The 8,288-nt window shown below is 36.1% G+C and carries 9 protein-coding genes; 6 read left to right on the top strand and 3 right to left on the bottom strand.

Features of this window, described 5'->3' with window-relative positions:
• Positions 1-518 precede the first annotated feature (518 nt).
• The 3 genes from PQ479_RS11685 to spxA all read left to right on the top strand — a co-directional run bounded on the left by PQ479_RS11685 (position 519) and on the right by spxA (position 2,336).
• Positions 519-1,097 (top strand): GNAT family N-acetyltransferase, encoded by a 579-nt coding sequence (locus PQ479_RS11685; protein WP_047990488.1) that lies wholly within the window; start codon positions 519-521, stop codon positions 1,095-1,097.
• Positions 1,098-1,164: 67 nt separating this feature from the next.
• Complete coding sequence (locus PQ479_RS11690; RefSeq protein ID WP_273716996.1) at positions 1,165-1,314, top strand: hypothetical protein; 150 nt, start codon at positions 1,165-1,167, stop codon at positions 1,312-1,314.
• Positions 1,315-1,940: 626 nt separating this feature from the next.
• The gene (spxA, locus tag PQ479_RS11695; RefSeq protein ID WP_047990489.1) at positions 1,941-2,336 is read left to right on the top strand and encodes a transcriptional regulator SpxA; all 396 of its coding nucleotides are present in this window, start codon (positions 1,941-1,943) and stop codon (positions 2,334-2,336) included.
• 56 nt (positions 2,337-2,392) lie between these two features.
• On the opposite strand, the gene PQ479_RS11700 is transcribed toward spxA, so the two are convergent.
• Entirely contained in the window at positions 2,393-3,082 is a 690-nt protein-coding gene (locus tag PQ479_RS11700; protein WP_047990490.1) for a TerC family protein, read from the bottom strand.
• A gap of 349 nt (positions 3,083-3,431) precedes the next feature.
• Between PQ479_RS11700 and mecA the strand changes: the two genes are divergently transcribed.
• The 3 genes from mecA to pepF all read left to right on the top strand — a co-directional run bounded on the left by mecA (position 3,432) and on the right by pepF (position 7,289).
• A complete protein-coding gene (gene mecA / locus PQ479_RS11705; protein WP_047990491.1) occupies positions 3,432-4,067 on the top strand; it encodes an adaptor protein MecA in 636 nt (211 codons plus the stop codon).
• An 86-nt stretch (positions 4,068-4,153) separates the two neighbouring features.
• Entirely contained in the window at positions 4,154-5,386 is a 1,233-nt protein-coding gene (locus PQ479_RS11710; RefSeq protein WP_083991356.1) for a competence protein CoiA, read from the top strand.
• A gap of 94 nt (positions 5,387-5,480) precedes the next feature.
• The gene (pepF, locus tag PQ479_RS11715; protein WP_047990493.1) at positions 5,481-7,289 is read left to right on the top strand and encodes an oligoendopeptidase F; all 1,809 of its coding nucleotides are present in this window, start codon (positions 5,481-5,483) and stop codon (positions 7,287-7,289) included.
• 40 nt (positions 7,290-7,329) lie between these two features.
• Here the strand turns inward: pepF and PQ479_RS11720 are convergent, their stop codons facing one another.
• A complete protein-coding gene (locus tag PQ479_RS11720) occupies positions 7,330-7,512 on the bottom strand; it encodes a hypothetical protein (protein WP_047990494.1) in 183 nt (60 codons plus the stop codon).
• A gap of 433 nt (positions 7,513-7,945) precedes the next feature.
• Positions 7,946-8,095, bottom strand: a complete 150-nt coding sequence (locus PQ479_RS11725) for a hypothetical protein (RefSeq protein WP_273716997.1) — start codon at positions 8,093-8,095, stop codon at positions 7,946-7,948.
• Positions 8,096-8,288 lie beyond the last annotated feature (193 nt).

An 8,288-nucleotide genomic window follows, 5' to 3' on the forward strand; every position in this document is an offset into this window, starting at 1 on the left:
GGCGGTTAATGTGAAGATACGGAGGCCAAACCTTGAAGTATCTGTACAAAAAAGGGGTTAATGTGAAGATACGGAGGTCAAACCTTGAAGTATCTGCACAAAGAGGCGGTTAATGTGAAGATACGGAGGCCAAACCTTGAAGTATCTGCACAAAGAGGCGGTTAATGTGAAGATACGGAGGTCAAACCTTGAAGTATCTGTACAAAAAAGGGGTTAATGTGAAGATACGGAGGCCAAACCTTGAAGTATCTGTACAAAAAAGGGGTTAATGTACAGATACGGAGGGGAAACCTTGAAGTATCTGTACAAAGGCCATTCTTCGTGGATAGTGACTACTTTTTAAACAGTGGGTAAGATTACATTCAGCGCCACGTGATTGTCTCGGAGCATGAATTTCGGGAGCGATAAGTAAACCTCCGCACAAGAGTATCAGCACTAACTTTCATATAAAAAACATGTTTATAATTCTCAGTTTGAGGAATATAAATAATATGAAGTTTAATGGAGGCTAAAAATAAATGGATTGGTATGAAAAATTAAATCAGTATTTTCCGATTGAAGAAATGAAATCAAAACAGCATTTAGACATCCTACTAAAGGAAAAATCAGAAATTTATCACAAAGACGAAGGACCTCACCATGTACTTATGTATGTGGAAACAAATGATTTTGTTTTTGTCGATTATTTGTTTGTATCAAAAGAAGCAAGAGGTCAAGGACTAGGTAAAAAACTTTTGAACAAGCTAAAAGATAAAGACAAACCAATTATCCTAGAAGTTGAGCCAGTTGATTATGAAGATACAGATACTCAAAAAAGACAAAAATTTTATAATCGCGAAGGATTTCAACACGCGAAATCGATAGGCTATAAGCGCAGATCATTAGCAACAAATGAAATTAACGAATTAGAAATTTTATATTGGGCTCCTAATGATGAAACAGAAGAGACAATTTTTGAACAAATGAAACATACGTATGAACATGTCCATACGTATAAAGATGTCGAAATTTATGGAACAGCTTATCAACCTACCGATGAAGTTTTATCGTATAATGAGGAAGAAGCAGCTAAAAGCGATCCGCTACAGCCTTCTTAACTTCTCAAGAAAACAGGTACAATTTTCTTGTTAGCTGCTACTTTCAAGTGATGGAAGGGTGGTATAAATGAGAAGGAAAGACAAAGAAAAAAGAAGAAAACAAAAGAATAAATTACTCAAAGAATTATGGAAAAAGAACCTCAACGATTTAAAAGGCAAAGTAAAAGGAAATTCACCAGTAACACAATCTAGAAAGAACATTAAAATTATTGCATAAAGTATGAGCATTCGTAGATGTTTTTAACTACGGGTGCTTTTTTCATATGGTCCAAGATAACCACATGAATACAAAAATTGCATGGCGAAGCCCCCATTCAGTTCGCCACCAACAAACATGAAAGTGTGGTTTTGCTCTTTAACTGGTGGCTTTTCATTCATAAACGGTTTTGATTCAGCACACCGCACAACCAGCCACCACCAACTAAAAAAATGTATAGTATTCCATCAGGATTAGTATCCAAAAACAAAGACGGAAAGGTCAAGTTAACTAGAGAAATGAGCACCACCCATTTAACTTTCACATAAAATGAAACCTAATTAAACTTAACTACGTATATATAAATAGAACATTAATGAGGCTGTAATTATGAAAAAGTTGTGGATAAAATAAGTAAATCCTCACATAAAGAAAAAAACTTTCTAAACATATATGTATGGAAAGCGATTTTTTTGTATAATAGGTTTATAAAGAAAAAACATTGGGTACATCTATTATAGGCTTATCAGTAAAAGTATAGGTAAATTAAAACTATACATAGATTGATTAAATATGATATGAAGCCCAAATAAAAAGATAGGGTTCGTTTATTATAGATCTCATATTTGGAAGGAGAGGTCCACCAGATGGTTACTTTATTAACATCCCCTAGTTGTACTTCTTGTAGAAAAGCAAAAGCTTGGTTAGAGGACAATAACATTCCGTTTGAAGAAAGAAATATCTTCTCAGCACCTTTATCGGTAGAAGAAGTGAAACAAGTTGTAAGAATGACGGAGGACGGAACGGACGAGATTATTTCCGCACGTTCCAAAGTTTTTCAAGATTTAAATGTTGAAGTGGAAGCATTACCACTACAAACATTATTTAAAATTATTAGTGAGAACCCTGGCTTGTTAAGACGCCCAATCATTTTTGATGAAAAACGTTTACAAGTTGGATATAACGAAGCTGAGATTCGTCGTTTTCTCCCTAGAAAAGTTCGTACCTTTCACTTACAAGAAGCGCAGAAGCTTGTTAATTAATTTATAAATATAGCTAAAAAGAATGGAACTTTGACTCTTCCATTCTTTTTACTGTTTTAAGAGAGCGGCGGATATCTTTTTACAGTATAGATACTTTTATTTTTAATTTGATAACCAATATAGAGAATGCCGACTATTAAAGCTATTTGGAAGAGCGCTTTAAAGATGGGCCAATTGATGAACAGTGGTGCAAGCATTGGTTCGTGAATAATCATTTTAGAGGCTGTAAACGCCAAAATGCCAGCCCCGATATAAATCACTTGCGGGAAGCGATCGAATATATATAAAATAACTTTGCTTCCGAAAATAATGATAGGGACAGAAATGATTAATCCAAGTATAACTAACAGCTGGTTTCCGTGAGCTGCACCGGCAACGGCAATAACATTGTCAAACCCCATGATAAAGTCAGCGATTAATATTGCTTTGATGGCCGAAAAAAGCGTCGTAGATTGCCGATTGATCGCATGTTGGTGATCGTCATTTGTTAACAGTTGTAAAGCAATATAGGTTAATAAGCCACCGCCTAAGGCTAGAAGGAATGGAACGCTAAGTAAGTGAACGGCAATGAGTGTTAGACCCATTCTCATTATTATGGCAAGCGTTATTCCAAGTACCATTGCTTTATTACGTAGTTCTACAGGTAAATTTCGGCAGGCGAGTGCCACGACTATGGCATTGTCGCCACCTAAAATAATATCGATTCCGATTATGGTGAGTAAAGCAATGAAAATTTCCATATCCATAAAGTATCCACCTTTACTTACAAGTTAATTGAATTGAACGTATTCCGAAGTTAACTATTTTTGAATGGCTGTCAACTATTCCTTTAGAGAATAATTCTCTCAAATGCTTGTCTTTTATTAACTTATATTGAAAGATTAATGGAATTATGATAACAATACAGATAATAACTTTTTTAAAATTCATTATCATTTGCTTTTCTTTTCTTCTCGTTTTATCATAATATAAAGAGATCGCCTCTACCCTTTATTTGATGAAACAATCGTGAGGTTATAGATGGCTTTTATAGGGTATAGGTTTAAAGGTTATGTAGATAGTTAGTTTTACTTTTTGATAGGAGGGGGAGCGAACATGGAGATTGAGCGCGTAAATGAATCAACAATCAAGTTTTTTATTACGTATAACGATATTGAAGATCGGGGATTTGACCGTGACGAAATATGGTATAATCGCGAACGTGGTGAAGAGCTCTTCTTTGAGATGATGAATGAAGTCAATGAACGAGATGAATTCATGCTAGAAGGTCCGTTATGGATCCAAGTTCATGCTTTAGATAAAGGATTAGAAATTGTTGTAACTCGTGGCCAGGTTAGTGATGGGCATGTTAAATTAGAAATACCTGTCACCCAAGAGGAAAAGGATTCTGAAGAAGATTTGGTTAAGGACCAAGACTTAGATGAGTTAGAAGAGCCCGAACTGATGGAAGTTGTCATTGGTTTTTCAGACCTTGAGGATGTAATTTCGTTAAGTAAAAGCTTCTCAGATGACGAAGTGGAGAATGACTTATATTACTTCGAGGGAACGTATTATTTACATGTGATCTTCCGATATGAGCATTATACCGAAGACGAGCAGGATGACCGTTTGAGTCAAATGCTTGAATATGGTTATGAATCAGATATATCTATACACCGTGTCAAAGAATACGGTAAAGAAATTATGTTACAGCATGCTTTGAAACAATTTCGACAAACTTTCTCATCTTAAGAAAGAATGATGCCTCCAAGTTATGTATGTTAGAGTTAATGACTTGGAGGTTATTTTTTTAAATAAAAAAACTGAATATTTGATTAATGGAGGTGTTCATACTGCTAACGGCAAAAATCAAATCGGATATTACGATTTCACTGATCGAACCATGGAGTAAAAAGGAATTACTGACACTAAGGGAAAAAACCAACTTTTTTTGTCCTGCATGCCAAGGGGAATTGGTGATGAAATTAGGTGATAAGAAAATATGGCATTTTGCTCATAAGTCTAATCAATCCTGTTTCGTTGAAATGGAACGAGAAACCAAGTATCATTTACAAGGCAAAAAGTTGCTGTACCAATGGTTTAAGCATCAAAATATCCAAGTTGCCTTAGAGGTTTATTTGCCGTTTATTAGGCAAAGACCCGATTTGTTAGTGAAGGTCAATCAAAAGGTATACGCCATTGAATTCCAATGCTCCTCGCTCTCACTGGCGTCAATTAGAAAAAGAAATGCCGGTTATCGCCAAATTGGCATTACACCGATATGGATTTTAGGTGGTCACCAGTTACGAAGAAAAAATGCTACGACATTTAACATTCAAGCTCCTTTTTGGGAGATGATGCTCCCACAGGAAGAAAACAAACGTCTAAAACTCCTTTATTATTGCCCCGAAAATCAAAAGTTTAGCTTCTTAAATCATATTCAACCAATCAGTGCCACACAAGCCCACGCTCATTTACAAGAAGTCGGAGAATTATATTCCACGTATTATACACTTATAACAGAAAATCAAATTCCTTCTAATGCCTATACAAATTGGAATCGTCTCAGAAAAAAATGGCGTACACAGCCACCACCTGAATTTCCTGCTAAAAAGGACTATACTTTGCTTCAAATTTTGTATCGAAACCATTTGTCGTTATCCACATTTCCGCTAGAGGCAGGTTGGCCAACCGCTTATTATTTTCAAATAGAAAGTTCCCCACTCATTTGGCAAACATCCCTATTATTAGAATGCCTTATGCATCAACCAAAGCGTAAACCGATTCATTTTCAAGTACTCTCCACCTGGTTGTTATCTTTTCTCCATACAAATAAGATCGCTTGTCGATACGATTCCGATACTTTAACTGAAAAGGCGTTAGAATTTTATTTAAATTGGCTTTGTGAGTTGAATGTCTTGAGGCGTGCAGAGAATTCTGTTAATATTTTTCTAAGACTTCGAAATTATACGCAAATAGAAAGTGTTGAGCAAGCATTAAAATCAGATGAAGAAATGACGGAATCTTTTATCAATTATGAACGCAAAAATAGTAAGAAAGTTCTGTTTTAAAAAGGTTTTAGCATATTCTGAGCGAAATAAAAGGTGAGAAGTCTAATAGCGTGTTTGATTATGGTTAATACTATTACTATGGAGGTGCCACTATATGGCCAAAGCACTAGCAAAAAGAAGTGAAATTCCTGCAGAAAAAACATGGGATCTAGAAGCGATATTCTCTACAGATGAACAGTGGGAAAAGGAGTACAAATCTGTATTGGAAGCTATTCCTTCCTTACAAAAATATCAAGGAAAACTCGCAGACTCCGAAGAAACTTTATACAATGCCATTAAAGAACAGCATGAACTTTCTGAAAGGTTAGGAAAGATTTATACATATTCCCATATGAGATATGACCAAGATACAACAAATTCCTTTTATCAAGGTCTAAATGACCGTGCAAAGAGTTTAGCTTCACAATTTGGTCAAGCAGCTTCTTATTTTGTTCCAGAAATTCTCTCTGTAGACCAAGAGATTATTGAAACATATATAAGCAATCATGAAGGTCTTCAGCAGTTCCGCCAAATGTTTAATGAATTAAATGAAGAGCGTGAGCATGTATTATCAGAAGCTGAAGAGGCTATCTTGGCTAAAGCAAGTGAAGCTCTAGGAACAGCAAGTAATACATTCGGAATGTTAAATAATGCTGATTTGAAATTTCCAAGTGTTAAGGATGAGAATGGTGAAGAAGTAGAAATCACACACGGTCGTTATATTCGCTTTTTAGAAAGTAGTGATCGTCGTGTTCGTGAAGAGGCATTTAAAGCTGTTTACCAAACATATGGTTCTTATAAAAATACCTTTGCATCTACTTTAAGTGGACAAGTAAAGAAGAATCAATTTTATGCAAAAGTAAGGAAGTATGAATCGGCTCGTCAAGCGGCACTAAGTAACAACCATATTCCAGAAGTTGTCTATGACCAGTTAATTGATACGGTCAATAAGCATTTACACTTATTACATCGTTATATCAAGCTACGTAAAAAAGTTCTAGGCGTCGATGAGCTTCATATGTATGATTTGTACACACCATTAGTCGCAGATGTCAAAATGGAAATCCCTTATGAAGAAGCGAAAGAGCTTGTACTAAAAGGTGTAGCTCCTCTTGGTGAAGAATATGTAGCCACTTTAAGAGATGGCTTTGACAAACGCTGGGTTGATGTAGAGGAAAACGTAGGGAAAAGAAGTGGTGCTTACTCTTCAGGAGCATATGGGACAATGCCTTATATTTTAATGAATTGGCAAGATAATGTTTCTAATCTATTTACGTTAGCTCATGAATTTGGTCACAGCTTGCATAGTTATTACACGCGCAAACACCAGCCGTATGTATATGGCAATTACACGATTTTTGTCGCTGAAGTTGCTTCCACTTTAAATGAAGCTCTTCTAAATGATTATCTTGTAAAAAATACTGAAGATGCGAAAAAGAAATTATACTTATTAAATCATTTCTTAGAAGGTTTTAGAGGAACGGTTTTCCGTCAAACGATGTTTGCAGAGTTTGAATATGCGATCCACGAAAAAGCTGCTGCTGGGGAAGCACTAACACCCGATCTACTTACACAGACCTATTATGATTTAAATAAAAAATACTTCGGTGAGGATTTAGTGATAGATGAGGAAATTGGTTTAGAGTGGTCAAGAATTCCACACTTCTACTATAATTTCTATGTATATCAATATGCGACTGGTTATAGTGCAGCGGCTGCCTTATCTAAGCAGATTTTAGAAGAGGGAGAACCTGCGGTTGAGAGATATTTAAGCTTCTTGAAGGCTGGAAGCTCAGATTATCCAATTGAAGTATTAAAACAAGCTGGCGTTGATATGACATCTTCTGAGCCAATTGAACAAGCATTAGCTGTTTTTGAAGAAACATTAACAGAAATGGAAAAGCTCATCGATGAAATCAAGTAAAACACAAAAAAAATGCTCCTAATTTGGAGCGTTTTTTTGGTTAAAAGCCACGAAACTTCTTTCTGGTCGGAAAACTCGGTGTCAACGTAAATAAAATAGATAGAAATAATAAAGGCATTGCAATCCACTTAGGAAAAATATTTATAAACGATAGCAAGATTAAGTAAAATGAAAAGAGTATCGCACCAAGGCCAATCATTGGTTTCAACCACTTCCAATGCATATCACCACTCCTTACACAAGCTTTCTAACATTCCTATGCCATGTCTATAAGGAATAGACATAAGTCTGATTAGAACATAATCAAGTCGGAGTGTTGTAGGGAGAGGCGGGAAGTAACAACAGAAGCGGAGGAGCAGTGACGATGACGATCATATTGTGCTCAAAGCGAAATGATGACAACGAAATGGCTTGGAGAGGCGTTAATGTTGTCCTCAAAGCGGAGTGACAACAACGAAAAGGTGTGGAGGGACTATCAAGTAACAACAAGTCGAAGAGGAAAGAGCCCGAGTTTTGTAGGAAAAGCCAAGAAGTAACAAACATGTCGGAGAAAAAAAGGTATAGTGTAAGAAAAGTTAGGTATAGCCCCCAAGTATCGCTTATAACCTTTTTTTAATAGCAACAAGCAGAGCACCTATATTAGTATCAACTTCTTACTAAACACCCATAACGAAGTAAGGTATTTTACCATCAACATGCATAATTTCCGGTAGCGAAGAGTAACGCTCCATGTCCGCATTTAATTTCATATACAACCCACATGGTGGAGCCAAAACCGCTCCACTACCAAACAAGATGAAAGTCATCTTTCGCCACCTTAAGGTTCATAAGGAATCGTGAAGATACCGAGACAAAACCTCGGAGTATCTGCACAAAGAGGCGGTTAATGTGAAGATACTAAGGCCAAACCTTGGAGTAACTACACAAAGAGAGGGTTAATGTGAAGATACCGAGACAAAACCTCGGAGTAACTGCACAAAGAGAGGGTTAATGTGAAGA

The organism is Alkalihalobacillus pseudalcaliphilus, from assembly GCF_028610675.1.
Taxonomy (GTDB): Bacteria; Bacillota; Bacilli; order Bacillales; family Bacillaceae_D; genus Alkalihalobacillus; species Alkalihalobacillus pseudalcaliphilus.

What these genes read in the sequence shown, in the direction of transcription:
- PQ479_RS11685 (WP_047990488.1), top strand. Translation starts at nt 519, where the DNA reads ATGGATTGGTATGAAAAATTAAATCAGTATTTTCCGATTGAAGAAATG.
- PQ479_RS11690 (WP_273716996.1), top strand. Translation starts at nt 1,165, where the DNA reads ATGAGAAGGAAAGACAAAGAAAAAAGAAGAAAACAAAAGAATAAATTA.
- spxA (WP_047990489.1), top strand. Translation starts at nt 1,941, where the DNA reads ATGGTTACTTTATTAACATCCCCTAGTTGTACTTCTTGTAGAAAAGCA.
- PQ479_RS11700 (WP_047990490.1), bottom strand. Translation starts at nt 3,082, where the DNA reads ATGGATATGGAAATTTTCATTGCTTTACTCACCATAATCGGAATCGAT.
- mecA (WP_047990491.1), top strand. Translation starts at nt 3,432, where the DNA reads ATGGAGATTGAGCGCGTAAATGAATCAACAATCAAGTTTTTTATTACG.
- PQ479_RS11710 (WP_083991356.1), top strand. Translation starts at nt 4,154, where the DNA reads ATGGAGGTGTTCATACTGCTAACGGCAAAAATCAAATCGGATATTACG.
- pepF (WP_047990493.1), top strand. Translation starts at nt 5,481, where the DNA reads ATGGCCAAAGCACTAGCAAAAAGAAGTGAAATTCCTGCAGAAAAAACA.
- PQ479_RS11720 (WP_047990494.1), bottom strand. Translation starts at nt 7,512, where the DNA reads ATGCATTGGAAGTGGTTGAAACCAATGATTGGCCTTGGTGCGATACTC.
- PQ479_RS11725 (WP_273716997.1), bottom strand. Translation starts at nt 8,095, where the DNA reads ATGACTTTCATCTTGTTTGGTAGTGGAGCGGTTTTGGCTCCACCATGT.